Here is a 26,636-nt window from a genome sequence, read left to right as displayed (position 1 = left end):
ACATGACTCAACATTTGTTGGATGTACAAGGGCTGAAAACGGAGTTCAAACGCGGCGATGGAAGTATAACTGCGGTTGCGGGGGTAGACTTTGCTATTAAAAAAGGTGAAGTGCTAGGCCTGGTTGGTGAATCTGGTTGTGGCAAAAGTGTAACCTCATTATCGATCATGCGGTTGCTTAAAGATACGCCGGGCAGAATTTCTGAAGGTTCTGTGCGTTTTGAAGGAAAGGATTTGACGAAGATTTCTGAGAAGGAGATGCGCCAAATCCGGGGAAATGATCTGGCAATGATTTTTCAGGAGCCGATGACCTCTCTTAATCCAGTGCTGCGGATTGGGCTGCAATTAACAGAGCCGATTAGGCTGCATTTGGGTTATGGGCGCAAGAAGGCTCGTGAGCATGCCATTCATATGTTGCGGCTTGTAGGTATCCCTCGCGCAGAGGAATTAATCGATGAATATCCGCATCAACTATCCGGGGGGATGAGACAGCGGGTTATGATTGCAATGGCCATGTCTTGTCATCCAAAGCTGTTGATTGCCGATGAACCCACGACCGCACTCGATGTAACGATTCAAGCGCAAATTCTTGATCTGATGAAGCAGTTGAAAGATGAACAGGATATGGGAATGCTGCTCATTACCCATGATCTTGGAGTAGTTGCCGAATTATGTGACCGGGTAGTTGTTATGTATGCAGGTCGTGTGGTGGAAGAAGCCTCTGTTCAGGAGCTGTTCGCCAGACCGCAACATCCGTATACCAAGGGATTGATTCAATCGGTACCTAAGCTGCGCCAGAATGTACATCGCTTGGAGTCTATAAAAGGGAATGTGCCAGACCTTTCACAAATGCCTGCCGGCTGTAAGTTTGCGCCACGCTGCGAATTTGCCATGGAGCGTTGTCTGTCGCAAGAACCTGAGCTACTTCCGATTGAGGGGCTAGAGCGCAAAAGCCGTTGTTGGCTTACACAGCAGGAGGACACGGAAGGAGCGGGATGTTTATGAAAGAGACTCCATTAATTGAGGTTAAGGGTTTGAAGAAGTTGTTTTCTGTGAAGAAGGGCTTCTTCGGAACGACTAAATATTTACACGCCGTTGATGGGATTTCATTCGCCATTCGTAAGGGAGAAACGTTCAGCCTTGTAGGTGAAAGTGGCTGTGGGAAATCGACTACGGGCAGGCTGGTGACTCGCTTACTGGAACCCAATCATGGAGAAGTATGGTTTAAGGGACAAAATATTAGCCATATCTCAGACAACCAAATGCGGCCTCTGCGCAAAGATATGCAGATGGTGTTTCAAGACCCTTATGCTTCACTTAATCCCCGCATGAAGGTGAAGGATCTTGTCGCCGAACCCCTGCTTATTCATACAAAGCTGTCCTCTAAAGAACGGGATAAACTAGCTTGCGAACTGCTAGAGACCGTTGGATTGAACAGTTTCCACGCCGAGCGATTCGCGTTTGAGTTCAGCGGTGGACAGCGGCAACGGATTGGGATTGCCCGGGCTCTGTCCGTTCGCCCAAGTCTAATTGTGGCGGATGAACCCGTGTCAGCGCTGGATGTATCGATTCAGTCCCAAGTGTTGAATCTGTTACAGGACTTGCAGGAGGAATATGGCCTGACGTACTTATTCATCTCTCATGATCTCAGTGTGGTCGAGCATATTAGTGATCGAATTGGGGTTATGTATCTGGGTTCTCTTGTGGAGACGGCTGATAAGGATACATTGTATGACCGTCCCTTGCATCCTTACACCCAAGCGCTGCTATCTTCAGTTCCCGTGCCCGATCCAAGCTTGAAGAAGGAACGCATTATTCTAAAAGGGGATCTTCCAAGTCCCGTTGATCCGCCGACGGGCTGTCGTTTTCATACAAGATGCCCTTCCTGTATGGAAATCTGTAAGCAACATGTGCCTGTATTCCGGGAAGTTGAACCAGGTCATGAGCTCGCTTGTCATCTGTTTGATGAAGAAATGTTGAAACTAGAACGATAATTTAAAATGTGAGTACACTTTACGGAAAAGAAGGGACAGCTATGAATATCTTGTTCGATTCCGCTAATGGGGCGGATACGCTTATCTACTTAGCCTATGAAGAGGAGCCTTTTCCTCTTCGGCTGGGAGAAGCTCACAAACAGAGTGGCAGTGTGACATGGTTATATGCTCGCTCTGAGGAAGAGTCCGATGTGATAGCTATTGGAATGGGAAAACGCCGGGCTCTTACGCTTGAGAAAGTTCGCCGAGCAGCGGGATCTGCCGCCCGTACAGCCCTAAGAGAAGGAAGAAATTCAGCTTCATTTGTTCGTAGGACAGCAGAAAGTAATATTTCCGCTGCGGATGAGCTTCAAGCATGGATTGAAGGCTGGCTTCTCGGATTATATCGTTTTCAAACCTATCGTGGTGTTACTAAAATAGACATTTCAGTTGATTTGCTGCTCCAGACAGCTGATTGGCCTGAACTGACTAAGCTTGAACTGGAAGTTGTACTAAGTACTGGCCGCATGCGCGCTGAAGGAGCAGTGGTTGCTCGCGATCTGGTGAATGAGGTGCCCGGGACTCTAAATTCGGATCGGTTCGCAGAATGGATGGTCGAATATTTCGAGCGTGATAACGCAGCAGTGAAAGTTCATGTCTACCGGGGGCAGGAGCTGGTTGACCTACAGATGAATGGGTTGCTGGCGGTTGGAGCAGGCAGTAAACACTCCCCAGCCCTCGTTGAAATTCGCTATGAGAGTAACCCTGAATTGCCAATGCTGGCATTGGTGGGTAAAGGTGTTACCTTCGATTTGGGTGGGATGAATGTTAAGACCGCAAGTGATATTAGCGATGCACGTATGGATATGGGTGGCGCAGCAGCTGTTATTGGCGCGCTGGATATTTTAGTACGGAATCAAGCTCATGTAAATGTGACCGCATTGATCCCAGTTGTTGATAACGTACCTGATGCTGAAGCAATGCTGCCATCGTCTGTTATACGCTATCCTAATGGGCTGACGGTTCAGGTTGCAAATACGGATGGCGAGGGGCGGCTTATTATCGCGGATGCTCTTATTCATGCAGCAAATATCGGGGCAACTAAGGTCATTGATATTGCAACACTTACTGGAAATGTTGGCGCAGCGTTAGGATTAGGTATCGCCGGCATATGGGGTGATGGAGAGATGACGCAGAGCCTCGTCGAAATCGGTGAGCGCAATGGAGAACGACTGTGGCCCATGCCGCTTATGGATGAATACGAAGTCGATCTTCGAAGCAATTACGCTGATCTGCGCAACGTTAGTACTTCACCTTTTGCAGGTGCGATTACAGCAGCGCTTTTTATACGGCGCTTTGTAGCGGAATCGCTGAGCTGGGTCCATATTGATATGGCTGGGACGGTTCAGTACAAACAGGATGTGGGGTATTCAGAAGCTGGAGCAACGGGCTATGGTGCTCGACTGCTCGCTGATTATGTTATGAAACAGGCACAACAATAACAACCGGAAGAGTGGAGGGAAGTTATGAGATTGGAAGTCATCGCTACCTGTATGGACGATGCCCTTACAGCAGAAGCGAACGGGGCTGACCGCCTGGAGCTCATTACTGCGATTACGGAAGGCGGATTAACACCAGGGATAGGATTGGTGCAACAAGTTGCCAAATCGGTTAACATTCCTGCGTTTGTTATGGTTCGCCCGCACAGCCGTTCTTTTTGCTATTCAAAGTATGACATTTTGACCATGGCAGCAGAGATAAAGCAAATTGCAGCCAGCGGTGCGGCGGGGATTGTGCTTGGTGCGTTAACCCCGGAAGGGACTATCGACGAGCGAGCGCTTGAAACATTATTGCCGTTGACCGAGGGATTGCAAGTTACCTTCCACCGTGCTTTTGATGAGTTGAAGGATCAAATAGAAGGTTATCGAACGCTTTGTAAGTATCCGCAAATTACGCGTGTACTCACTTCTGCCGGGCCAGGTCCGGCACCTGAAGCTATTCCTGCTATGCGGAAGCTAGTCGAGGAATCAAGGGGTAAAACGGTAAGTATACTGGCTGGAAGCGGTCTGAAGCCGGAAGGTATTACTTCATTTATACATCAGACTGGAGTAACAGAAGTGCATTTTGGGTCGGCTGTTCGTTATGATAAAGACGCTTTGTCGCCAATCGATCCAGCAGCCTTACGGGCGTTAGCGGAGAGTATTCATTCTAACGGCTAATAATAGATAGTGAAAAGGTGAATGGGTTATGCAGAAGGTTGAGAGCTACGTAGTTGGAATCGATTTAGGAGGCACAAAAATTGCCGCAGCATTGTTCGATTCAAAGGGGACCGTGTTGAAACGGGAATTGATGGAAACGGCTGGGGCACGTACCGCTAAAGAAGTGGTGCAGCGAATGATCGATATGATCCGCTCCGTATCCGAAGGGCGACCACTCACAGGAGTGGGTCTGGCTTCTCCCGGAGCTGTAAATAGCCAGGACGGGATCGTTATTCACGGCACCAATCTTCCGGAGTGGGATAATGTCCCACTGAAGCACTGGATGGAGTTGGTGCTAGGCGTTGAAGTAAAGGTAGTGAATGATGCGAACGCTGCGGCTTGGGGCGAGTATGTCCGAGGTGCTGGCAAAGGTGCAGACAACATGGTTTATGTTACCTTTAGCACAGGGATTGGAGCAGGTATCGTCATTGACGGCAAGCTGCTTCTTGGCAAAAATTCATTTGCTGGTGAACTAGGTCATAATATTATTGACCCGAACGGAACGGAATGCAGCTGTGGAAGATTCGGCTGCTGGGAAGTTTTCGCTTCGGGCACAGCGATTCGGGATATGGCGCTGCGAAGTATGGAGAGCAGCCCGTCGATGATTACGGAACTGGCTAATATAAATGGAGAAAAAATTACTTCGCGGCACGTATTTGAAGCCATGGCACTTAACGATCCCGTGGCCGTCGAGGTTATTGACCGGAGTATTCATTATATGGCACTAGGTCTAGCCAATGCAGTACATACGTTCAATCCTGATCGGATCGTGATCGGTGGAGGCGTGAGTAAGGCTGGAGATTTGTTATTCCCTGCACTGGTGGAGAAGACGGATCTATTTGTCATGGATCCTTATAAGGGTACTTTTACAATTGAACCTGCCGCTCTCAAAGATGATGTAGGCCTAATTGGAGCAGCAGCATTATTCCATACCGCTTAGGTGGAGTGAAAGATTGATTCACAGCTTTCATTAACGGAGGAGTTGGAGAGATGGGTACAAGAGAAGAAAGAACGAAATGGTTCTTACAGGATAGGTTCGGGATGTTTATCCATTGGGGTTTATATTCAATTCCTGCTAGAGGGGAATGGATACGCGGCAACGAGCGGATGAGTAGAGAGCATTACATGACGTATTTCGATGAATTTGACGCCTCACGATATGATCCGAAGAAATGGGCAAGTGCAGCCAAAGCTGCGGGTCAGAAATACGCTGTGCTTACGACCAAACATCATGACGGGTTCTGTCTGTTCGATAGTAAGCTGACTGATTTCAAAGCGACTAATACGCCCGCTGGGCGTGATCTAGTGCGGGAATATGTAGACGCTTTCCGTGCTGAAGGTATTGCAGTTGGTCTATATTACTCTATCATAGACTGGCACCATGAGGATTATCCCGGTTATGGAGATAAGGCACATCCTGATCGGGATAACGAAGCGGTCAAAGATAAGCCGATTGATTTCGATAGATACTTGGAGTATATGCATGGGCAAGTAAAGGAACTGCTCACCAATTACGGTAAAATCGACATTATGTGGTTTGACTTCTCCTACGATAATATGACAGGGGAGAAGTGGAAGGCGACGGAGCTTATCCGGATGATTCGTTCCATACAACCTGATATTATTATCGACAATCGATTAGGTGGCAATATTCGTGCGGCAGAACCTGAGGAGTATGCTGGAGATTTCTTCTCCCCCGAGCAGATCATTCCGCCTGGCGGCATTGTTGACGTAAACGGCCAATCCATCCCTTGGGAAGCCTGCATTACCCTGAATGACAACTGGGGTTATCATTCCGAGGATAAGAATTATAAATCGACCAAGCAAGTCATCCGTACGATGGTCGAATGTATCAGTAAGAATGGTAACCTGCTCCTCAATGTTGGACCAGATGCCAAAGGTGAAATGACGCGGGAATCACTGGTTATCCTTGACGAAGTTGGGGATTGGATGCGCCTTAATGGAGATAGTATTTATGGATGCGGGAAGTCTTTGCTACCTAAGCCAGAGTGGGGACGTTATACGCAAAAGGGCAATAAATTGTATGCGCATGTCTACGACCGTGGAATTGGCCCGATCTATTTCCAAGGTCTGAAAGGGAAGATTAAAAAGGCAAGATTACTACGTGATGGTACCGAGCTAAAGGTGGAGGCGCCGTGGATGGCTGAGGAATATTCGGATGTTGACGGTGGAGCTTTTATTACATTAAAAGGCGCGATGTTACCTGATGAGATGGATACGGTTATCGAGCTTGAACTATTTAATTAAATCAGAAGGAGTTGTCCCATATGCCCTGAATGGCTGCTGAGACAACTCCTTTTTTTCGTATTCTTCGCCAACATTTGCACATACGAAACACCTATCGGACACAGATGACTCTAAACCCAGAAATATCGCACTTTTGGGATGCCAACGGACCGCATAGCCGCTATTGCCTTGAAACACCCCCGATATGGAGCTGATTCTAGGGAATAGCGTCATTGGAGTCCGAAGCCCTGTTCCAAAGGCAGAAAATGTGCAAATAACGTCATCTGGGTCCGTAACTCTCAGAGGGGGCTGACAATGTTGAAGTTGTTGTATTTGAAGCAGGCATTCAACGAGTCAGAAAACAAAGCGGCAATTCTCCAAATAACAGGAGAATCGCCGTTCTGTGAATACTAGAGGCGAGCCTTGCGGAAGCCTTCATATATATTGAGGACCGCAACTAAAATCAAGACTGCTATACCTCCACCTACTAGCCCCGTTTCAAATTGGTTAGCTGTAGTGGTTAATAAATTAGACATGTAGTTAATGAATTCTTGGTTAAATACATTCGGATTTATAAGGATAACAGCGAATACAATAAGCACAATGAGCTCAAGGGCCGTATTACATAATGCTAATTTTCTAGTCCATTGTCTCTTGATTAATTTATATATAGTTAACGCGACTTCTAATCCGATCACAATAAGAATAATAGGCCAATAATCAAGTAATACATGCTGATTAAAAGCTGGGGCCACGAAGTTAAGTGCGCCTTCACCGCCTCTATAGACTCTGATCAGGTGTTCAGCATTAAAATAAACAGTAGCCCAAATGGCAGTCCACAGTAAACTTCCGAACACTTCGAAGCTTGTAATTGCTTTTTTCTTATGGACAAGCGCGATATCCTTCAAATCATCAGGAGTCCATTTCCTTAATTTTGTAGTAAGAGGATGACCTTCCTTTCCTTTATCCGCCCGTTCGATAATAGCGAACACAACAGTTATCCAGAAAAAGACTTGGATGCCTACTTCAAGAAAGGTTCCAATTCCTGTACTTATAACTGCAGTAACAATATCCGCAACTGTTTTATCGCCGCTGTAGCCAATCAAGTAATCAGCAACCAGAGCGATTAAAGAAACAACTACAGCGATGGGTATAATCATTTTTAATAACGTAACATATAAATCGAAATAGCGTGGGCCGATGAGATACATGGGCTGATCGCGGTACTCACTAGCTAAAATAGCTGGATTGCCCAATTTTGCAAGGACGGCTTTTACCTCTTTTTCGTCATAATCATCCGGTAACATATCCTCGATGGTTGATCGTAATTCTAATGCGATGTCTTCCCGATTTTGTTCTGGTAACCTCCGAGTAACTTCATGAATGTAAATCTCAATCAGCTTCATGGTCATCCTCCCCTTGTAATAGGCCGTAGAGTTCTTTCGAATTCTTAAGCCATTCTTCCTTTAGCTGTAAAAAAATCTCTACACCATAGTCACTTAGAACATAATACTTACGGGGTCTGCTCTCGGATGTGTCCCAGCTGCTCGTCACTAATTCCTGTTTCTCTAATCGGCGAAGTAATGGATATAGGGTGCTTTGATCGATGATGATGCTGGATTCCTCCAACAATTGAACGAGCGAATATCCATACTGGGGCGTTCGTAATTGACTTAAAACGGCTAGCGTTAACGTACCTCTTCTAAGCTCTGTGATTAAAGAATTTAATAAAGTACTCATTCACCCACCTCATTATTTAAAATATAAGGATTTATAATCTCTTATAAATTGTTCTTATATTTTTGGTTTAAAAGCTTGCTGTCCTTAAGAGGACGTCGAAGTCGTTTATACTTACTATGTGTCATACAGTATTCGATCTATACTATGCATCATACACTATTGTTGTTCCAACATCAATTGAATAAAATAATCTTCTGAGAAATAAATAAGAAAATTTATCTATTTTGTGAAGCGGTTTGATTAAAAGGAGGTCGTGAAATGATTCCATTTTTTAGTGACATCCCGAATGCTTCTACATGGGAGGTAGTTGAACCGGTTCATAAGGGCTGGTCAAAGGATAGATTTGATTATGGTAATCCATGGGTATTTTAATCATGATGTTCCAGTTGTATTCTTTAGGCTTTATATACCGAAGTGGTATTGGCAAGTTATACTGAGTGAAAAGACTCAGCTATTTGAGAATAGTTAGGGGAATTAAGCGATGAATATACTGATTGCTGAAGATGAAACTGATATAAGAAAACTAGTGAAAATTCATTTAGAAGATCGATCCTATCGAGTATTCGAAGCCAAGGATGGCATTGAGGCTTTAGAGGTTGTTAATCAACATGAAATAAATCTTGCCATTCTGGATATTGTAATGCCCAGGCTTGATGGGCTTAATCTGCTGCGACGGATAAGAGAGAAAAGCCATATTCCGGTTATCTTGTTAACTGCCCGCGGTGAAGAAATTGATAAGATAGTGGGCTTAGGCCTTGGAGCAGACGATTATATGGTGAAGCCATTTAGTGCTTCAGAGCTTGTGGCTAGGGTTGAGGCGCAGCTGAGACGAAGAAATGTATACGATCTTAGCCAATCGATAACTGAAGAAACAATCCAACATAGAGAATTGAAGCTGAATTTAAAGGAATGTATGTTGTACATAAATGAAAGTCCAGTTCTTCTAAATGCCAAGGAATATAAGGTGTTACAATGTCTGATGCAGAGTCCTAATCAAATTTTTACGCCCAAAAAGTTATATGTAGCGGCGTGGGAAGAAGATTTCTATAGTGATAATAATACGATTATGGTTACCATCAGCCGTCTAAGGAATAAGATCGAACGGGACCCGCACCATCCCGAATATATCGTTACAGTGCGTGGACTAGGTTACAAATTCTACAACCCAGGTAAATAAGATGAGAAAACAAAATATATCCTATCAATTGTTAAAAAACTATATCGCGATCTTTCTTATAACAACGGTTATAACGATATTGGTGATTGTTGCTTTGTTTTGCATGAACAGGCTGGGATCTAAGGACATTATTTATAATCAGTTAACGGCTGCTAAGCTTATGCAAAATGACTATCAAAGAATTGACACTAGTGTTGTTAATGATGTCGGGGGCAGTTTACAGGTTGTGAATTCCAATTACGAAGTCATACACTCCATTGGCAACAATCCATTTACGTCCAAGCAGATTAGTGTCAAAGAATTTACGGATTTTCTAATGAATACTGGCGCTAACAAAGATATGATCACTGTTGAATATAATGAGCAGGAACAATTTTGGCTGATCGTCTCTTTACCTATACAACTGAAAATGACAGGCAGTTTCCATTGGAATTCAGATTCACCTATGCAGGATCATACCCTTCAAATGCTTGGGTTTATTGGGTTAGGTTATTTGTTGATTCTGATTCTAAGCACGATGATTTATGCGAGAATTACGGCGGTTAGTTTCATTAAACCCTTAGACCAGTTGTCCGCTGCTGTTAAAAAGGTTAAGAATGGGGATTATTCAGCAAGAGTGCAGGTAGGCGGGAATAGGGAGTTTAGTCAACTGGAGCAGGCTTTTAATCATATGGCAGAAGTGATTCAGATCCAGACCTCGTTAAAAGAACAGAGTGAAAACAATCGAAAAAATCTAATATTGGATATATCCCATGATTTAAAAAATCCATTAACAAGTATTATGGGTTACGCAGAGCTTGAACTAAAAGAACAGGGGAGCGGTCGGATAGAACATTTGGAATTTGCCAAAATAATATACGAAAATAGTATCCGTGCCAATGTATTGATTCAGGATTTGTTTGAATTATCGAGAATGGAAAGTCCCGAATTCCGCTTGGATGTTACAACAGATGATTTCTCAGAATATTTGAGAGAAGAAATGATACATATGTTGCCCGAGCTTGAGGCTGCGGGTCTGATCCCTGATTTTGTAATCGAGCCAGAAGAAATAATTCTACAGTTTGATAAAAAAAGAATGAATCGAGTATTCTCAAACCTGCTTTATAATGCCATCGCTTATCAGGAGCAAGGTTCTACGTTTCAAGTTGTGCTGGAAAAGGTGAATGATGGAGCCAAGCTTACTTTTATTAATTACGGCCAACCATCAGCCTTGAACCCGGCAGGTTCTGGATTAGGGCTACTCATTGTTCAAAAAATAATAGCTGCTCATGGAGGGACTGTTCAGCTGAATACGCAAGATAACCAGTTTGAAATTATAATTGAGCTGAACCGGCAAATTTAAGGTCTATGTAAGATTACATTAAGTCGTATGAAATTTCCCAATGCTAAAATGGTTGATATTCAGTCTATTAACAATTTTACTTGGGGGAATAGATTATAATGATTGATGAAAAATCAAGTAAAAGGCAATTGATCTTGGGCATTATATTAGCAGTAATGTACTTTTTAGGATTGTTCTCCAATCTCTTGATCAGGCCGGTTATGGGGATTCTTAACCATGTTTTTATTTGGCAGCCAGAACAACAAAATCGAATGGCCTTACTGTTGAATAGTCTGATCTACATAGGAGTGATTATAGGTTTTAGGGGATTCTATAAACAAGCTATTCATGATTTCAGACAATACTGGGTCCGTAATATGTTATGGATGGTTTGGGGACTTTGTTTGATTATTATCATCGGAAGTATGTTGATTCCCACACTAATTTCCATTTTTCATCCTATTACAAAGTCTGTTAATGAGGTGGATTTACGGGCAATGTTGTCCTCGTATCCATTTATTTTTACAGTGAACGTGGTATGGATTGGCCCCGTGATTGAAGAATTAGTATATCGGGTTACCATTTTTAGAACGATCCGCAGGAAGAGTCGTCTTCTGGCTTATCTGATATCCTCCTTTTTATTTGGCTTCCAGCATGTCTATAGAGCCGTGGTGTTCCAGAGCAACTATAATGAAATGTGGAATATCTTCTCCTATATGGCTGCTGGATTAATCTTTGCCTACCTATATGAGAAGAGAAAAAATATATTAGTGCCTATAGGCGCGCACATGTTTAGTAATGGTTTATCTGTGCTTCTCTATTTCTTAAGTTAATACGAAATTTGACTTCACATCAGATTACTAGTAAACTGATAATCAAATAGATCCAATTCCAAAGCAATGGATGTGGTATAATGCGAGACAATGGATTCACTGAAGACAACAAACTAAGCTTATTGATCTGGCTGCGGCTGGTAAGAGTTTATGACAATAGTAACGATCTTTCCAATGAGTTCTTGAAGCAGTTTGATTTAACGGTTAGCCAGTTTGATGCGTTAGTACAAATACTATTACATCAGCCTGTGACACAGATGGAAATGGCCGAGCATTTAACCATTACTAAAGGTGGAGTATCACATATGCTTGGCAGATTAGAAAAAGAAGGATGGATTGAACGCAAGCAGGATTGGAAGGTGAAGTATATTTCTTTAACTGAAAAGGGCCAGGCGCTTATCGAGAAGGTGCTTCCTTTGCAATCGGATTTCCAAGCTTCGTTATTCGATCCACTGACGGACGACGAGAAGAAAGTATTTTACAGCATGCTTAAGAAGATTCACCGCCATAGCCTGAATGAGAATCGAATTCCACGAGGAGTTCAGTAGTATTGTAAAAGCTTTATTCTGAATAAAGCTTCCTTTTTTCAGCATCAGTTTACTAGTAAACCATAATTATATTAGGAGGAAATTAAAATGAGCCAACCACAAATAACCGGACAACATCATGTATCAATGATTACTAAAGACGCTAAACAAAACCTATGGTTTTATACAGAAGTACTGGGACTAAGACTTGTCAAAAAAACCGTAAATCAGGACGATCCAACCATGTACCATTTATTCTATGGCAACTCTAATGGCGCTCCAGGCACCGAGGTATCCTTTTTTGAAATGCCAAATGCAGGCCAGACCCGGAAAGGAACGAACAGTATTTCTGCAATCTCTCTTCTCGTTCCTAGCGATGAGGCTTTAGTATATTGGGCTAGCAGATTAGATACATTTGAAGTCGCTCATGAAGCTATCGTAAGTATAGAGGAGCGCAATTCGCTTACTTTTCAGGATAGTGATGAATTAACGGTTCATCTGGTGTCCGCAGAAAAAGATAATGTGACTCAGCTGGTAGAACCTTGGATTACTGATGATATTCCACCACAATATGCCATTGTTGGATTGGGTCCCGTTGAATTGACTGTTCGTGAGGCTAGCCGTACAAAGGCTGTTTTGGAGGATATTTTAGGCTATACACAAGTTCGTAGAGTGCCATCCATGGGTGACCCGAAGGTAATGGTGGATATTTATGAAACAGCTAAAGGCGGCTTGTACACTGAACTTCAGCTCAAAGAAGTTAATGATCAAGACCGGGAAAGACCGGGAAGAGGGAGTATCCATCATGTGGCTATAAGAGTGAAGGATCTGGAAGAATTAACCGCATGGGCTGCTAAAATCACAGCTGCAGGGTTCAAGAACACAGGGGTCATTGATCGTTATTACTTCCATTCCTTGTATTTCCGTGATCCGAACCATATTCTTTTCGAGCTTGCTACAGATGGTCCAGGGTTTGAGATTGATGAATCTTTTGACACATTGGGCGAGAATTTGACCTTGCCTTCTTTTCTGGAAGAACGCCGGGAAGAGATTGCATCAAAGCTTCATCCTATCCAATAATACAGCGAAGAAAGTAGGACATCATCATGATGGAACAATATAGAATCGACGAGAATAAGGGTTTAGAAATAGGTTTATACACTTTAGGTGATCATGTTGCAGATGCCTTAACAGGTAAACCAATCAGTGAACGACAACGGATTCAAGAGATCATTGCTGCCGCCAAATTAGCAGAGGATGCTGGATTAGATGTATTTGGAGTGGGGGAGAGTCATCAGCCGAAATTTATTACTTCAGCAGCATCGGTCGTACTTGGAGCTATAGCAAACGCAACGGAACGAATCAAACTTATCAGTTCAGCGACTGTATTGAGCACAGCGGATCCTGTACGTGTACATGAAGAATTTTCGACATTGGATTTGTTATCCGGAGGCAGAGCAGAGATTGTTGCTGGACGTGGATCACGATTAGGAGCTTATGAACTGTTCGGATATGACGTGAGGGATTATGAAGAATTGTTCGAAGAGAAGATTGAATTGCTTATGAAAATAAATAACGAAAAAAGAATTACCTGGGAAGGGCAATTCCGTCCTGCTCTGAATGATATGGAGATTTTTCCGAAGCCACTGAGTGGTAAACTGCCCATCTGGAGAGCGGTTGGAGGACCTCCGGCAAGTGCAGTTAAGGCAGGAAGAATGGGCATCCCGATGATGCTGGCTGTTCTAGGTGGACCTGCTTCAGCGTTCAAGACCTCTGTGAATATGTATCGTCAAGTTGCCGCACAATCAGGTTTTAATCCGGCTGAGCTGCCGGTGGGTACAACCACCCTTTTATATATCGATAAAGATTCACAGCAAGCGTTCCGTAACTATTACCCTTATTTAAATCACATGATGAAAGAGCTTCGTGGATCAGCGTACCCTAAAGACCAATTTGCTGAAGCCATGAGTGTGAGAAATGCGCTGCTCGTAGGCAGCCCACAACAGGTTATTGAAAAAATCCTTTATCAACATGAGCTGTACGGACACAATCGTTTTCTGGCTCAGATTGATATTGGTGGTTTACCGTATGCTCAGGTTGAGCAAATCATTGATTTGTTGGGATCGGTAGTCGCACCAGCCGTAAGACGGGCCACAGCTAAGAAATAAGAAAAACTATGAGATTGGAAAAAATTATATTAAAATTATTCCAATAAGGTTAGACGATGGTTTGAGAAGGATCACTTAAGGAGGCGAAGTGTGACGAATAAAATGATAGCTGCGCAACGTCTATATAACCAGAAGATCGTTGATTACAAGCTAATCAAGCCTGAACAGGTCGTTAAAGAATTAGGGGCAGTACAGGCGCAGGATTACATGCAGGCGATGTGGGCGATCGGGTTACGTACTCCATCTTCGAGTTTAGCTGATATAGAGCGTGCTATCGCTGATCGTAAGATGATTCTGAATTGGACGCTGCGAGGTACGCTTCATTTTGTCCCACCGGAAGATGTAAAGTGGATGCATCAGCTATCTGTGCCGCGTTTAGCAGGACAGACAAAGCGGCGGAATGCAGAGCTTGGGCTAGATGATCAGACACTAGAACGTTGTAGACATATTATAGTTAATGCTTTACAAGGTGGAAAGCAGCTAGATCGTGCTCTTATACTTCAGCTAATAGAAGAAGAAGGTATTCACACAGGGAACCAGCGTGGTTATCATATGTTGTGGAATGTTGCGTACCAAGGGTTGATTTGTTTCGGACCGATGAATGGTAAGCAGCAAACGATTGTTTTGTTAGAGGAATGGGTGCCACAGTTTCGAGAACTTTCTTACGATGAGTCATTGTATGAACTCGCTCGGAGATATTTCACCGGACATGGTTTAGCAACTGTTCAAGATTTTGCTTGGTGGGCAGGCATAACCCTTACCGATGCTAGAAGAGGTCTGGAAGCGGCCAAAAGTCAACTGCAATCAGAGGTTATTGATGGCAGTGAGTATTGGATGTCTGCTGATCGGCTAGAGCCAACTGCTGAGGACTCGGGCGTTCATCTGCTTCCGGGTTTTGATGAGTACATTCTGGGTTATAAAGACCGAAGTGCCGTTCTAGAGCCCGACGTTGCTCCTTTAATAGTTCCGGGGAATAATGGTGTTTTTCTTCCGACGATTGTTGTGGAGGGTCAGGTGGTGGGTACATGGAAAAGAACCCTAAAGACCAAGGGGATTGAGATTATGATCCATCCTTTTGCCGATCTGGGCGATACGGAAAAGTTGGTACTTAAAGAAGCTGACCGATATGCGGCATTTATTGGGCTGCCGATACTCAAAATGAATGTGAGTGGTTCATTGAGATGAGTATTTCACTATTCTCACCAATCTCATCATTCTCACCATTCTGATCATTCTCACCATTTTCATCTTTCTTACCATACTTTTGTGTGCTTCTTTCTCGCTAACGGACACCGTTGCACTTATTAGCACCTAAATGCTGATTTGCTGAGCTTTTCGGACTCCAATGCAGTTATTCCCGTCGCAGCACCTCTTTTGACCCCTATTTTTGCGGAATAGCGGCATCTGGGTCCGATAGATTCGTAAAAAGGCTATTTTTAGCTCAATAGCGTCTCCTGAGTCCGAACGGCATAATGGGTGAAGGGTGAAGGGTGAAGGGTGAAGGGTGAAGGGTGAAGGGTGAAGGGTGAAGGATTAAATGGATACCGATTACCGAATAACATTTCACGAATGCACTCTGAGTAAAAAATAACCCGGCAGGGCGGATCTGCCGGGTTATTTTCATGAAGCATATAGTTAGCTTAATTAGATTCGTCTAGCTAATTCAGCGCCTTCCCAAATCGCATTCAGCGCTCTACGCGCTTGCACCGCATCGCCAATTACATGATAAGGGATGGAGCTTTCCTCCAAGAAGTCCTGAAGGGGTTGTTTGTTGAGGGCGCGTGAACCTACAGCAATTACTACATAATCAGCAGGTAGGCTGTGACGTTCGCCGTCTTTTTCAACAATTACGCTATCCCCTTGAATCGCCATACTTTTGCTGTTGGTCATTAATTCAACGCCATGTCCATATAGACTTTCCATGACACAGATTTTCCGCAGAAGCCCTAGATCATTAGCAACATCAGCTTGCATTTCAACTACAGTGATTTGATGTCCTCGCTCTACAAGCAGTTCTGCGACCTCAAGCCCCACTAAACCACCGCCGATAATAACGACTCTTCCTTCTGGATGAACCGTTCCCCATAACACATCATGTGAATTGACCACATGTGAACTGTCGATGCCTTCCACAGGCGGAATAATAGGAGAAGATCCGATTGCAAGAATGACCTCATCTGGAGCAATTTCCTGGATTAATTCAGGTGTAACCTCTGTATTCATTCGAATGTCTACACCTTCTCGTTTAGCGGTTTCTCCCATATTCAGAGCGGCTGCAGCCATTTCCTCTTTACGTGGTGCGGCACCGGCAATATAAAGCTGTCCGCCCAGAATGTTATTTTTTTCGCATAATATTGGATGATGCCCACGTCGTTTCAGGGTGACAGCTGCTTCTAATCCGCCAGGGCCACCACCAGCAATAAGTACTTTTTTGGGGATACCCGTTTGCTGCAATTCATATTCACTTTCACGGCCGGTTGCAGGATTAAACACACAGCTGATAAATGGAACATTAGGATTCACGAATCCATCGAAGCAGCCTTGATCGCAACCCACACATTTAACGATCGTGTCTGCACGTCCGGCTAAAGCTTTATTGCAGAATTCCGGATCTGCCAGCTGCGCACGCCCAATGGCTACAAAATCAGCCAAACCCTCCGCAATAATCCGGTCTGCAATTGCTGGATCATTAATACGGCCTACGGCAATAACAGGGATGTTAACCACAGATTTAATTTGTGCTGCGTTATCTACATTGAAGCCTACAGGTAAATCGATCGGCGGTACTTCATATTTAATTGCAGCGCCAGCAGGGACCCCACGAGATACATTAACAGCATCAATTCCAGCTTCTTCAGCGAGCTTTGAGAAGAGCTTCATATCTTCCAGTGTAAGTCCACCCGGTAGATCCTCAATCGCAGAGATTCTCATCAAGATAGGGAACCCAGGTCCAACCGCTTTCCGGATAGCCCGGATACAAGACAGCGGGAAGCGGCAGCGATTCTCCCAAGAACCGCCGTACTCATCCTGACGAAAATTCATTGCAGGACTTAGAAATTGTTGGGGCAAATAACCATGGCCCGCATGGAATTCCACACTGTCAAATCCGGCTTTCTTCGCACGTAATGCTGTATCTGCGTAAGCTTGAACCATCTCACCGACTTCATGATGCGCTAGTTCACGTGGTATATGAGTCACGCCTTCAAACGGAACAGGTGAAGAGGAGACCTGAATTAGGTTGGGAGTTACTTTACCTCCATGCCATAACTGCAGACAGCTTTTGCCTCCTGCCTCTCGAATAGCTAATGCTAATTGAGCCATACCTGGAATGAATTTATCATCATAAAGGGCAGGAGCATCATCGGAGGCCGCCGTTGGGTGAATAGTTGTTACTTCTACAGTATTTAAGCCGTTGCCGCCTTTAGCTCGTGCTACATGGTAATCAATCAGACGATCACTGACGTATCCACCCGGCGCGTTCATTTTCGTGCCCATCGCTGGTAAAATGACCCGGTTCCTAAGCTCCATATTTCCGATTGTGCCCTTGCTAAATAGATGTGTGAATTCCATACGATAACTTCCTCTCTACATATAGGTTAAAAATAAATAGGTTATTTTAACCTATATTAGCGAAAGGGTAGGGTGAAAGTATGTGCAAAAAATCACGAGTGATTTGGCAGGAATGTAGTAATTGAGGTAATATAAGAAAATGATGAACCGGATACGTATTCCGGAAGCCCGGAGGATGATTATGGATATTGAAGTTTTGATTCTGGCCCAATTAATGAAAGGGGCCAAACATGGTTATGAAATTAAAAAAAACATTATTTTTGTAATGGGCAATGATAAAATCGTAAACAATAACTCGCTTTATCCAAAGCTGAAATTATTTGAAAAGCGAAAATGGGTAATCAAAAAAACGGAAATTCAGGAACGCCGGCCTAAACGTTATGTATATTCTATAACTACTGAGGGTGAGGAGCGGTTTAACACCTGCTTAACAGAATTTACGCTGGAGACTATTCGAATTGATAATGAATGGTCTATTCGTCTTGCTTATTATGAGCTTTTGGATCAGGAGACACGTAGAAGATTGCTTGATTACAGAGAGACTTATATGAACGAAAAGCTGGACCATTTACAGCAGTTATCCAAAGTAGTTGGCAATAGTGAGGATATGGATTACTCTGAGGAGCTCTATTTTTACACCCGAAGTATGGTTTTACGAGAGATCGAGTTAATTAAGGAGCTGTCACGTAAATTAGAAGCATAAGGAAACCGTTGGATTAGCTATAAAAATAGAATTTTATAAACACACCTCGCTGTAATCGTTAATTAACGGTATATTTGTAAAATCGATTCATAGTTTAGCTTTAGGTTTTCCGCTTGTGATTGGTATCATCATCTTTATTTTGGGTTTGATCATATTGGGAATCGAATATTTCACATCAGATTAGTTGAACCCCTCTCCAGAGAGGTGGGCATAGAACTGGATGATGAGAGTGCGCTTTTTCAAGCACTAATGAAGGATTCTGCTGCTTCTATTCCTTATGTAAAGCTTGGTGAAACCATCCACTAATTCGCAGATCGAAAAGCAACGTTTAAACTTGAGTCTAATCTGGCAGCCTTTTTGAGTTCAAATAGTAAAGATTATGAGCCTGGAGCAACGATCAGAGGATTTCATCTGACAGGTAAATGGGCGGATCAGACTAAGGATATCATTTTTGTTGTGCGAACAGATGCTAAGTAAATACTGTATTTTAAAATAAAAAAGACTACCCAGAAAAAAATCTGGCTAGTCTTTTATTGTTCGCCTTTATTTTTTGGCTTTAAAACCTGATGCTTGCATAAGCTTGGTGAATACTTCGGTGTTTTCGTAGATTCCAGTAAATAATTGTGCATTTTTGCCCATAGCTGTAATTGGAATATCAACCGCAGTATGGCCTGAGGTCGTCCAGTCCACTACAAAATTGTGTTTGGAATTGGCGATGGCGAATGGACCGTCTTCTTTGGATATGCCGTCACCGGACTCATCATCTGCGTCAACTGCTTCAATAGAAAATCCGCCGGTCTCATGGTCGGCAAGCACTAGAACCAGTGTATCTGGATTCTTTTTGGCGAAGTCTTTGGCTACTTGCACGGATTTGTCCAGTTCTTGACCTGATTTAATCGTCATTTTAGCGTTGTTTTGATGTGCAAATTCGTCAGTGCCTTCTTCTTCCACCATAAGGAAAAATCCTTTTTTATTTGTTGCTAGCGTATCTATAGCTTTCTTAGTCATCTCGGGCAGCGATACCACCGGATTATAAATATCTCCTTCACCCTCAGGCTTTTGCTGGAACATTTCCTCGTTTGCGAATATTCCAAGCAGCTTGCCGTCTTTTGCTTTTTGCATATCCGCTTTGTTCGTTACATAGGTGTAGCCCAACTGTTTAGCTTTATCCACAAGGTTACCTTGCGTTCCTTTGCTTTTTTCTGAAGGATCTTCAGCGGGTTCATCTGGGAATTTGCCGGGATTGCCTGCCGGGTACCAGAAATCCTCACCCCCACCGAGCAGAACATCAACCTTGCTCTTTGTCAGAAGCTGAAGAGCGATATCACTTTGCTTTGAGCGGTCTTCAACGTGAGCACCAAATGCGGCGCCAGTCGCGTCTGTAATCTGACTAGTGGTAACGACACCTGTTGATTTCCCGGCATCTTTAGCATATTCCATAATGGTCTTAACACTTTTTTTATCGGCATCCATTCCGATAGCACCATTATAAGTCTTCACACCGCTCGCATAAGCAGAAGCAGAAGCAGCCGAATCTGTAACAGGGACAGTGGAGCTTGTATGAATTAATCCAACGTATGGCATGGAATCCATTGCTAGATTTCCTTTTTCACCTACGGTGGCAAGCCGGATGGCATCACGCTGAGCAGCACCCATTCCGTCTCCAATAAACAGAATTACATTTCTTGTGTTCGAAGATGCTGCGTCTGCTTGATTAGGTGCATTTGTAGTGACTATGCTGGATACAAAAAGAGCAGTTGCCGCTGTCGCTACAATTGCTGTTCTGACGCCATACTTTTTCGGTGATTTCATAATTTCCCTCCTAATGTATGTTTACAGTCTCATATTATAGTAGTTACATTAAGAGAATGTTTTCTGGACTTGTAAAAAATGTAAAATGGTATAGTGAATATAAATTATCGGAGCTTGATAAAAGATTTTAAAATAAAAAATATCTGGGTGTATTATTGGCATATTGGATATATTCGTCTCCGAATACGGACTTTAAATGTTGCTCTTCTTGAAGAATTAGTAAATGAATCGCGGCAATGTTAAGAATGAATATTAGGAGTGTTAACAGATTGGGGTACATCAGATACAATCCCAAAAACATGAGATCAAACCCGACAAATGCAGCGTTTCTACTATATTTATAAATACCGTGTGTGATGAGTTTGGTTACAGTAGTCTTATCAATCCCAACTCTCCATGAAGTGCGCATAGCAATCATAGCTTGAATGAAAATGGAACATCCGAGGGCAGCTACACCAACACCGCTAAAGTGAATTACAGGAATATCAAACGTTTTGCCTACAAGTGTAACCATAAAGGACTCTGCTACGGAAAAAACAAACCATGCTGCGCCCCATAAAAAAGTAGAGGTTTTTACCAATAGCTCGGTATAATGGATCTTAGATAGTTTAGCGCCTTTAGCCAGAACGTTTCCTTTAATGTGGTTTTTCTTGTAAAGTATAAGGAGCTTTAATAGATAAGAAATTAGGAAGATGCAGAAAAGAAGTAGAGATAGGATATTTTTAAGATCGCTCATTTTAATTTCCTCCTCACTAATACATATGAATGATTGCTCATATGTTTGTTTATATCTTATTTCCTAATATTGTACATGTCAACTAATTATTGATTTAGGGGGATATCGTGAAAATAAGAGTATACAAAAAACGGTGGCTATGGGTGTTGGTTATCGCGGTTATTGTACTTGCAGGTACTGTAATCGGTATGCTGGTTACGCAAACTGGGCTTGCAACCTTTACTTCCAATGCTTATGGAGTCTCTTTGAAGTATCCAACGGAATGGGTCTTAGATTCAGCAGATGATGAGAAGGGTCAGGGGGAGGATGGTTTTTTTCAATTATCCGCTATGTCTGGAGAGGGACAATCAATAGATGAAGTAGCTGAAATCATTGCCTCCCATCAGCTGAAGCCTTATGGCTCCAATCCGCAAATCACTGAACTGACATTAGAGGGGTTAAAAGAGGAAGAGAAGGCAAAGTTGATTATGCCTTCTGCTGACCAAGGGGAGGAATGGAATCATCAAGCGGCGCTTATAATTAAATATCCCGAAGCGGTGAAAATAGGAGATGATGTATACTATTATTTTATTTTGCAGGGCGATAAGGAACATGTGGAGGAGATAGGTCAGACCGTAAGATTTACGGGTAAACCGTAAAGTGCTTGCGCACGAAGGTAGTCTACGGGTTTATTTGCAGGGATATCCAAGAAATATTCCGACTGCCATGTTTGCGTTTTTTGAGCTTGGCGACTCGTGGGATTGTCCCAAGGCGGGTAGACTCGAAAAGCTCTTTTTCCACCTTCACCTTTATCAGATAGAATATCTTGTTCTCTTAGGACAGCTTTTGGAAAAATAAATTGGCCAAAGTGATTCCCATTTCGTGTACTTATAACGAAGAGATCAGCAGGATCTGAGATGTCATAGGGTTGGATGGGATGATCTCCAATTCGCTCCCATAGTGTCACAAATTGCCCGACTTTAGTGGGTGTGATTTTAGCCACCCGGAATCTAATGGCCAGTGCATTTAAGGTAAAGATATATGCTCCGTATTCTGCATTTTGCGGTTCAAGAATTGGATCGGAGCAATCAAACCTGCAAGGATTATATACTTCTTCCATGGTAGCAAGTAAGTCACTATGTAGGGTATCTAAAAAGCTCAGCTTCTTATCATTCATCTGTTATTCTCCCATTTGAGTTCGTAATGTTCACTATCTTAATGCAAGTGAACCGAGTTCACAAGTGTAGGAATAATAGAGAAATTGAAGTTGGATTTATTTTATTGATATGGTTTTCCAAAGAAAAATAGTTTGTGATTTTTGGGGGAGTAGAAATTTTGGATATGATGAACATACTGGTTGAAGAACGCCATTGTCCTTTATGTAAAGAATTGAATCGTTGTGGCGCTGAAGGCGGTGACTGTTGGTGTTTCCATACAGAAATTCCACTCGAATTGCAAGAACAGATCCCGGAAGAACTGAGAGGGAAAGCTTGTATCTGCCAAAAATGCGTAGAAGCATTTAATAAACATTAACGGGGATTTTAATTAACTCTCGACGAAAACCGTAATTTCATTGTATATAATTAAAGTGTAATCTAAAAAAATAATGGAGGCGCAGATGAGGAAGCCAATAATTGCAGTAGATATGGATGATACAATTTGCCATCTAGTGAAGCGAGCCATATACCATAATAATAATGATTTTCCCACGCATCTGCTGCGGTATGAGGAAATGCTTGATTGGAATACGGATCATTTACGTCATCCGGATTGTACACAAGAGATTTTCTATGGGCGGCCCGGTCTGTATGAAGAGCTTGAACTGTTTGACGAACATGTCGTAGGAGAAATGGAGAAGCTGCATAACGCTTATGATGTAATTATAGTTACGGCAGCCCAACCCCAGTCGGTGGTGGAAAAATGGAACTGGCTGCAGAAGCATATGCCGTTTATTCCGATTGAAAATTTCTTTACCTGTAAGCGAAAAAATCTTATTAACTACGATCTATTGATCGATGACGGGGTGCATAACCTGGTTCCGGCATTGCAGGAGGGAAGAAAAGTGCTTTGTATTCCGCATCCATGGAATTTGCGGGCCCGTGAACAATATGCTTTTCCATTATTGACCTCATGGGAAGGTGCAAAAGAGAAGATAGATCAGATGTTAGGACGTCCAGAGAACGAATGAGACTGTTTTTTTATAGATGATGTACAGAAAAATATCCTCCGCCAAAAAATGAAGGTATCCCATTAGCCATTGTGGATTTTGAGATACCTTTTTTATGTCTATTGCAGAAGCACAATTTCATTATTATGCTCTGGATGTAAATATGTTGAATTAGTGACATTTCGATTCTTGGACTCTTTTCTTTGTATATTATTGTATATAAAAGGAGTGGAGATAGTAGTGAGAACAATCGGAATTGATTTAGGAACGACCTATAGTCTTGCTGCTTATTGGGACGGCAGTCAGGCTGTAATTATTCCCAATGTACTCGGGGAGCATGTAACACCCTCGATTGTTAGTGTAGATGCAGGGGGAGAAGTATTAGTTGGAAGAATCGCACAGGAAAGACTGATTACACATCCACAGTTAACCGCCTCGACTTTTAAGCGCTTTATGGGATCAGCAAAGAAATACACGCTAGGTACGATGACTTTTACTCCTGAAGAGTTATCTTCTTTTGTTCTGCGATCACTGAAAGAGGATGCGGAAAATCATCTAGGTGAGTCCGTAACGAAAGCTATAATCAGTGTTCCGGCTTATTTCAATGATGTTCAGCGGAAAGCAACTAAGAAAGCGGCTGAGATGGCTGGTTTACAAGTAGAGCGGCTTATTAGTGAACCTACGGCGGCGGCACTCGCTTATGGCCTGCATCAGAATCAGGAGACTTCATTTCTTGTTTTTGATTTGGGTGGAGGAACCTTTGATGTGTCAATCCTGGAGCTTTTCGAAGGGGTAATGGATGTTAAGTCGATTGCCGGAGATAACTATCTTGGCGGGGAAGATTTCACAGAGATACTAGTGGCCTATTTTATCCAAAAGAATAAGCTGGACGCTGAATCGTTAACACCAATAACGAGGTCGATGTTGTATAAGCAGGCTGAGCAGAGTAAACGAATTCTTGGTACAGAGTCTGCTGCGACTATGCGGATAGTTATTAAAGAGGAAGAATACGTGCTGACTATAGAACGCTCAGAGCTTGAGCAATTGGTACAACCATTACTAATACGTCTAAGACAGCCGATAGAAAGAGCATTGCGGGATGCTTCTCTGCAGCCTTCCGATCTGGATGGGATTGTGATGATTGGGGGTGCGACTAAAATGCCTCTGATTAAGCAAATTATCAGCCGTATGTTCGGGAAAATGCCTTATGCGAATATCAGCCCAGATGAGACCGTCGCACTGGGAGCTGCGGTTCAGGTGGCGCTGAAGCAGCGTGATCAAGCGCTGGATGAAATGATTTTGACGGACGTTTGCCCCTATACATTAGGAACCAGTGTTCTGCGAAGAGGTTCAAGCGGACAAACGTCATCTGGACATTACTTTCCGATCATTGAACGTAACACTCCGATTCCTGTTAGCCGGGTAGAACGTCTATATACAGCCGCAGATAATCAAAAGATCATAAGTGTGGATGTGTATCAGGGGGAGAGTCCTCGCGTTGAAAATAATCTTTTCCTGGGAGAAATGGAGTTTCAGATTCCGCAAGCACCTCGGGGAGAAGAAAGTATAGATGTGAGATATACATATGATGTGAATGGGATTCTTGAGGTGGAGGTTACAACCGTTTCAACAGGTCAGAAGCATCAGATGATCATTGAGCAAAATGCTGGTGGAATGACGAAAAAGCAAATTGAAGCTCGTTTACTGGAACTGCGGAGTATCAAAATTCATCCGCGTGAGCGTACCGAGAACAGGCTTCTGCTTGCTAGAGGTGAGCGTTTATATGAAGAGGTGCTTGGGGACCAACGGAAATTTATCGCACAGTGTCTGAAAGTATTCGAAGATGCTTTATATACTCAGAACGAGAAAGTGATTGAAAAAGCGGCACAAGCTTTCAATGAGCAATTGGCGGAAATTGAAGGGTGGTCATACTTCACATGACAATCTGGAGTATGTTGGAGATTGAACCCACAGATGAACTAGCTATCATCAAAAAGGCCTATGCCAAAAAACTGAAATCGCATCACCCCGAAGATGACCCTGAAGGATACCAGCAGCTTAGAGAAGCTTATGATACAGCTGTGAAATGGGCCCGCTCCGGGCAGCGTATAGCAAGCACTGTCCCTTCATTGGTAGGTGAGGATAAGAAAGAAATAGCAGAAGCAATATCAAAAGAAATAGAAAAAATGGTGATACAAGCAGAAAAAGTAATACGAGTAGATGAAGTTGAGGAGGAAGAAAGCGAGGAGGAAGAACAAGAAGTTGCGGAGGAAGACACCGAGGAGGAAGTAGAAGGGGCTACTACTATACCGCATGAAAACGAGTGGGCGCTGTTTCGCCCACTTCCCATTCAACTTGATGCTGATCTTCAAGAACAGCCAGCAGATATTTTTGACAGACAAATTAGGGAACTGTATGCGGATTTCTCGCGGCGGATTAAACAAGCTTCGTGGCATTCACTTTTGAATGAAGATTTCATGTGGAGTATAGAGCATCGTGATCGGCTAAGGGATAAGCTTATGTTGTTCCTTGATCAGTATCGAAATTTGCCTCATGCCGTATGGGAGGCTTTGGATTCATTTTTTCATTTTCGTGAGGACAAGGAAATATTTCTTCAACGTTATGATAATAAGTTAGTTGAGTACATACTAGGGCAGGTCGACGGAAGCATGGAAATGCGTTATGAGTGTTTCCTTTTGCAGGAGTCTCTTGAGTTTGACATAGAACACTATCTAAATCTGAGGCGATCCGCTCAATTCATGCTGATGGAGGATAAACATACTGAAGCGGGTCAACTGCTCGACGAAGCAAATAAGCTGTTTCAGAATGATCCGGATCTGCAATTATTGCGAGCTAAGAATTGTCTGGATACTGCTGATTATATGGAAGCGCTGGTGTGCTTGGACCGAGTAACCACTATGTGGCCTAACGAAAGAGACGGTTACTTATTAAGAGGGCGGCTTCTCTACTATTTGCAGCGTTATGAGGAAGCGATGAAGGATTGTGAATATTTGTTGCAAGAGGATGCTGGAAATAGAGATGTGCAATGTTTAATTCTGGAATGTAAGATTGCACGTTCTCAAATTGAGGAAGCTCTTACACAAACGGAGACTAATGAGTCTAAAAAGGACGAGTTCATTCATTTTCGTTACCTTGCGAATAAGTCCATGTTGAAGAACAAAAAACTGTATCCACAACGTCTTCGTATCTCTTCGCTCGTAACCATTGGAAAGAACATTATGGGGCCTATATTATTCTATCTATTGGTTTTCCTGAAATTAAGCTGGTTCTATATTTTGGTATATACCATATGTTATTTTTCAGTATCTGAGCTTCCCCCGCTTGTCAATGCAGTGTTCATTCTTATTTTTCTATGGAAAATCAGGAAGATTTGCAAAACAGCATACCTATTCTCGAACTAATATC

At 43.0% G+C, this 26,636-nt stretch carries 25 protein-coding genes; 19 read left to right on the top strand and 6 right to left on the bottom strand.

Annotated elements, in window-relative coordinates:
* Positions 1 to 2: 2 nt before the first annotated feature.
* Genes MHH46_RS20535 through MHH46_RS20510 form a run of 6 tightly spaced genes read left to right on the top strand, consistent with a single transcriptional unit; the run spans position 3 to position 6,498 of the window.
* Positions 3 to 1,004: an ABC transporter ATP-binding protein gene (locus MHH46_RS20535; protein WP_076129893.1), complete on the top strand. Its 1,002-nt coding sequence runs from the start codon at positions 3 to 5 to the stop codon at positions 1,002 to 1,004.
* On the top strand, positions 1,001 to 1,993 hold the full coding sequence (locus tag MHH46_RS20530) for an ABC transporter ATP-binding protein (protein WP_139332068.1): 993 nt from the start codon (positions 1,001 to 1,003) through the stop codon (positions 1,991 to 1,993). The genes MHH46_RS20535 and MHH46_RS20530 overlap by 4 nt, the downstream gene beginning before the upstream one ends.
* A 41-nt stretch (positions 1,994 to 2,034) precedes the next feature.
* Positions 2,035 to 3,474 (top strand): M17 family metallopeptidase, encoded by a 1,440-nt coding sequence (locus MHH46_RS20525; protein WP_076190552.1) that lies wholly within the window; start codon positions 2,035 to 2,037, stop codon positions 3,472 to 3,474.
* A 24-nt stretch (positions 3,475 to 3,498) separates the two neighbouring features.
* The gene (locus MHH46_RS20520) at positions 3,499 to 4,191 is read left to right on the top strand and encodes a copper homeostasis protein CutC (RefSeq protein WP_076183112.1); all 693 of its coding nucleotides are present in this window, start codon (positions 3,499 to 3,501) and stop codon (positions 4,189 to 4,191) included.
* A gap of 28 nt (positions 4,192 to 4,219) precedes the next feature.
* On the top strand, positions 4,220 to 5,170 hold the full coding sequence (locus MHH46_RS20515; RefSeq protein WP_076190554.1) for an ROK family protein: 951 nt from the start codon (positions 4,220 to 4,222) through the stop codon (positions 5,168 to 5,170).
* A 50-nt stretch (positions 5,171 to 5,220) separates the two neighbouring features.
* Positions 5,221 to 6,498: an alpha-L-fucosidase gene (locus MHH46_RS20510; RefSeq protein WP_076190556.1), complete on the top strand. Its 1,278-nt coding sequence runs from the start codon at positions 5,221 to 5,223 to the stop codon at positions 6,496 to 6,498.
* Between the two features lie 389 nt (positions 6,499 to 6,887).
* On the opposite strand, the gene MHH46_RS20505 is transcribed toward MHH46_RS20510, so the two are convergent.
* Together MHH46_RS20505 and MHH46_RS20500 are read right to left on the bottom strand one after the other, a co-directional pair.
* A complete protein-coding gene (locus MHH46_RS20505; protein WP_076190558.1) occupies positions 6,888 to 7,883 on the bottom strand; it encodes an HAAS signaling domain-containing protein in 996 nt (331 codons plus the stop codon).
* Entirely contained in the window at positions 7,870 to 8,217 is a 348-nt protein-coding gene (locus MHH46_RS20500; RefSeq protein WP_076129886.1) for a PadR family transcriptional regulator, read from the bottom strand. The genes MHH46_RS20505 and MHH46_RS20500 overlap by 14 nt, the downstream gene beginning before the upstream one ends.
* Before the next feature lie 481 nt (positions 8,218 to 8,698).
* Between MHH46_RS20500 and MHH46_RS20495 the strand changes: the two genes are divergently transcribed.
* The 7 genes from MHH46_RS20495 (at position 8,699) to MHH46_RS20465 (ending at position 15,428) form a co-directional block, all read left to right on the top strand.
* A complete protein-coding gene (locus tag MHH46_RS20495; RefSeq protein WP_076190560.1) occupies positions 8,699 to 9,394 on the top strand; it encodes a response regulator transcription factor in 696 nt (231 codons plus the stop codon).
* Position 9,395: 1 nt separating this feature from the next.
* Complete coding sequence (locus MHH46_RS20490; RefSeq protein ID WP_076190563.1) at positions 9,396 to 10,736, top strand: HAMP domain-containing sensor histidine kinase; 1,341 nt, start codon at positions 9,396 to 9,398, stop codon at positions 10,734 to 10,736.
* Positions 10,737 to 10,834: 98 nt separating this feature from the next.
* Positions 10,835 to 11,548: a CPBP family intramembrane glutamic endopeptidase gene (locus MHH46_RS20485; RefSeq protein WP_076190565.1), complete on the top strand. Its 714-nt coding sequence runs from the start codon at positions 10,835 to 10,837 to the stop codon at positions 11,546 to 11,548.
* Between the two features lie 80 nt (positions 11,549 to 11,628).
* Complete coding sequence (locus MHH46_RS20480) at positions 11,629 to 12,096, top strand: MarR family winged helix-turn-helix transcriptional regulator (protein WP_076190567.1); 468 nt, start codon at positions 11,629 to 11,631, stop codon at positions 12,094 to 12,096.
* A gap of 87 nt (positions 12,097 to 12,183) precedes the next feature.
* The gene (locus MHH46_RS20475; protein ID WP_076190569.1) at positions 12,184 to 13,155 is read left to right on the top strand and encodes a ring-cleaving dioxygenase; all 972 of its coding nucleotides are present in this window, start codon (positions 12,184 to 12,186) and stop codon (positions 13,153 to 13,155) included.
* Between the two features lie 26 nt (positions 13,156 to 13,181).
* Positions 13,182 to 14,243 (top strand): LLM class flavin-dependent oxidoreductase, encoded by a 1,062-nt coding sequence (locus MHH46_RS20470; protein ID WP_218642202.1) that lies wholly within the window; start codon positions 13,182 to 13,184, stop codon positions 14,241 to 14,243.
* 90 nt (positions 14,244 to 14,333) lie between these two features.
* Positions 14,334 to 15,428: a winged helix DNA-binding domain-containing protein gene (locus tag MHH46_RS20465; RefSeq protein ID WP_076190572.1), complete on the top strand. Its 1,095-nt coding sequence runs from the start codon at positions 14,334 to 14,336 to the stop codon at positions 15,426 to 15,428.
* Between the two features lie 459 nt (positions 15,429 to 15,887).
* Here the strand turns inward: MHH46_RS20465 and MHH46_RS20460 are convergent, their stop codons facing one another.
* Complete coding sequence (locus MHH46_RS20460; protein ID WP_076190574.1) at positions 15,888 to 17,813, bottom strand: FAD-dependent oxidoreductase; 1,926 nt, start codon at positions 17,811 to 17,813, stop codon at positions 15,888 to 15,890.
* A gap of 181 nt (positions 17,814 to 17,994) precedes the next feature.
* Here MHH46_RS20460 and MHH46_RS20455 point away from each other — a divergent pair, with 181 nt between their 5' ends.
* Positions 17,995 to 18,516, top strand: coding sequence for a PadR family transcriptional regulator (locus MHH46_RS20455; protein ID WP_036688994.1), 522 nt, complete (start codon positions 17,995 to 17,997; stop codon positions 18,514 to 18,516).
* A gap of 543 nt (positions 18,517 to 19,059) precedes the next feature.
* Here MHH46_RS20455 and MHH46_RS20450 read toward each other — a convergent pair.
* Together MHH46_RS20450 and MHH46_RS20445 are read right to left on the bottom strand one after the other, a co-directional pair.
* The gene (locus tag MHH46_RS20450) at positions 19,060 to 20,328 is read right to left on the bottom strand and encodes an alkaline phosphatase (RefSeq protein ID WP_076129878.1); all 1,269 of its coding nucleotides are present in this window, start codon (positions 20,326 to 20,328) and stop codon (positions 19,060 to 19,062) included.
* Between the two features lie 127 nt (positions 20,329 to 20,455).
* Positions 20,456 to 21,064 carry an isoprenylcysteine carboxylmethyltransferase family protein gene (locus tag MHH46_RS20445; RefSeq protein WP_076190577.1) on the bottom strand — a complete coding sequence of 203 codons (609 nt, stop codon included), beginning with the start codon at positions 21,062 to 21,064 and terminating at the stop codon, positions 20,456 to 20,458.
* 107 nt (positions 21,065 to 21,171) lie between these two features.
* On the opposite strand from MHH46_RS20445, the gene MHH46_RS20440 reads away from it, so the two are divergent.
* Entirely contained in the window at positions 21,172 to 21,702 is a 531-nt protein-coding gene (locus MHH46_RS20440) for a hypothetical protein (RefSeq protein WP_076190579.1), read from the top strand.
* On the opposite strand, the gene MHH46_RS20435 is transcribed toward MHH46_RS20440, so the two are convergent.
* Complete coding sequence (locus tag MHH46_RS20435; RefSeq protein ID WP_076190581.1) at positions 21,672 to 22,220, bottom strand: MepB family protein; 549 nt, start codon at positions 22,218 to 22,220, stop codon at positions 21,672 to 21,674. The genes MHH46_RS20440 and MHH46_RS20435 overlap by 31 nt on opposite strands.
* A gap of 164 nt (positions 22,221 to 22,384) precedes the next feature.
* Here MHH46_RS20435 and MHH46_RS20430 point away from each other — a divergent pair, with 164 nt between their 5' ends.
* From MHH46_RS20430 to MHH46_RS20415, 4 genes are all read left to right on the top strand, one after another.
* Positions 22,385 to 22,576, top strand: a complete 192-nt coding sequence (locus MHH46_RS20430) for a cysteine-rich CWC family protein (protein ID WP_076129911.1) — start codon at positions 22,385 to 22,387, stop codon at positions 22,574 to 22,576.
* A gap of 85 nt (positions 22,577 to 22,661) precedes the next feature.
* Positions 22,662 to 23,231 (top strand): 5' nucleotidase, NT5C type, encoded by a 570-nt coding sequence (locus tag MHH46_RS20425; protein ID WP_076129874.1) that lies wholly within the window; start codon positions 22,662 to 22,664, stop codon positions 23,229 to 23,231.
* A 219-nt stretch (positions 23,232 to 23,450) separates the two neighbouring features.
* The gene (locus MHH46_RS20420) at positions 23,451 to 25,151 is read left to right on the top strand and encodes a molecular chaperone HscC (protein WP_076129873.1); all 1,701 of its coding nucleotides are present in this window, start codon (positions 23,451 to 23,453) and stop codon (positions 25,149 to 25,151) included.
* On the top strand, positions 25,148 to 26,632 hold the full coding sequence (locus MHH46_RS20415; protein WP_076190584.1) for a J domain-containing protein: 1,485 nt from the start codon (positions 25,148 to 25,150) through the stop codon (positions 26,630 to 26,632). The genes MHH46_RS20420 and MHH46_RS20415 overlap by 4 nt, the downstream gene beginning before the upstream one ends.
* Positions 26,633 to 26,636 lie beyond the last annotated feature (4 nt).

Source organism: Paenibacillus sp. FSL H8-0175, assembly GCF_045040615.1.
Classification (GTDB): Bacteria; Bacillota; Bacilli; order Paenibacillales; family Paenibacillaceae; genus Paenibacillus_AQ; species Paenibacillus_AQ odorifer.
The sequence above is the reverse complement of the archived record's forward strand: the minus strand, read 5'-3'. Positions and strand labels throughout refer to the sequence as shown.

Bases quoted from the DNA above. Each gene is read 5' to 3' on its own strand.
- MHH46_RS20430 (WP_076129911.1), top strand. From the start codon at position 22,385: ATGATGAACATACTGGTTGAAGAACGCCATTGTCCTTTATGTAAAGAA.
- MHH46_RS20530 (WP_139332068.1), top strand. From the start codon at position 1,001: ATGAAAGAGACTCCATTAATTGAGGTTAAGGGTTTGAAGAAGTTGTTT.
- MHH46_RS20485 (WP_076190565.1), top strand. From the start codon at position 10,835: ATGATTGATGAAAAATCAAGTAAAAGGCAATTGATCTTGGGCATTATA.
- MHH46_RS20415 (WP_076190584.1), top strand. From the start codon at position 25,148: ATGACAATCTGGAGTATGTTGGAGATTGAACCCACAGATGAACTAGCT.
- MHH46_RS20520 (WP_076183112.1), top strand. From the start codon at position 3,499: ATGAGATTGGAAGTCATCGCTACCTGTATGGACGATGCCCTTACAGCA.
- MHH46_RS20495 (WP_076190560.1), top strand. From the start codon at position 8,699: ATGAATATACTGATTGCTGAAGATGAAACTGATATAAGAAAACTAGTG.
- MHH46_RS20475 (WP_076190569.1), top strand. From the start codon at position 12,184: ATGAGCCAACCACAAATAACCGGACAACATCATGTATCAATGATTACT.
- MHH46_RS20505 (WP_076190558.1), bottom strand. From the start codon at position 7,883: ATGAAGCTGATTGAGATTTACATTCATGAAGTTACTCGGAGGTTACCA.
- MHH46_RS20470 (WP_218642202.1), top strand. From the start codon at position 13,182: ATGATGGAACAATATAGAATCGACGAGAATAAGGGTTTAGAAATAGGT.
- MHH46_RS20425 (WP_076129874.1), top strand. From the start codon at position 22,662: ATGAGGAAGCCAATAATTGCAGTAGATATGGATGATACAATTTGCCAT.
- MHH46_RS20500 (WP_076129886.1), bottom strand. From the start codon at position 8,217: ATGAGTACTTTATTAAATTCTTTAATCACAGAGCTTAGAAGAGGTACG.
- MHH46_RS20480 (WP_076190567.1), top strand. From the start codon at position 11,629: ATGCGAGACAATGGATTCACTGAAGACAACAAACTAAGCTTATTGATC.
- MHH46_RS20435 (WP_076190581.1), bottom strand. From the start codon at position 22,220: ATGAATGATAAGAAGCTGAGCTTTTTAGATACCCTACATAGTGACTTA.
- MHH46_RS20515 (WP_076190554.1), top strand. From the start codon at position 4,220: ATGCAGAAGGTTGAGAGCTACGTAGTTGGAATCGATTTAGGAGGCACA.
- MHH46_RS20510 (WP_076190556.1), top strand. From the start codon at position 5,221: ATGGGTACAAGAGAAGAAAGAACGAAATGGTTCTTACAGGATAGGTTC.
- MHH46_RS20450 (WP_076129878.1), bottom strand. From the start codon at position 20,328: ATGAAATCACCGAAAAAGTATGGCGTCAGAACAGCAATTGTAGCGACA.
- MHH46_RS20490 (WP_076190563.1), top strand. From the start codon at position 9,396: ATGAGAAAACAAAATATATCCTATCAATTGTTAAAAAACTATATCGCG.
- MHH46_RS20460 (WP_076190574.1), bottom strand. From the start codon at position 17,813: ATGGAATTCACACATCTATTTAGCAAGGGCACAATCGGAAATATGGAG.
- MHH46_RS20445 (WP_076190577.1), bottom strand. From the start codon at position 21,064: ATGAGCGATCTTAAAAATATCCTATCTCTACTTCTTTTCTGCATCTTC.
- MHH46_RS20455 (WP_036688994.1), top strand. From the start codon at position 17,995: ATGGATATTGAAGTTTTGATTCTGGCCCAATTAATGAAAGGGGCCAAA.
- MHH46_RS20525 (WP_076190552.1), top strand. From the start codon at position 2,035: ATGAATATCTTGTTCGATTCCGCTAATGGGGCGGATACGCTTATCTAC.
- MHH46_RS20535 (WP_076129893.1), top strand. From the start codon at position 3: ATGACTCAACATTTGTTGGATGTACAAGGGCTGAAAACGGAGTTCAAA.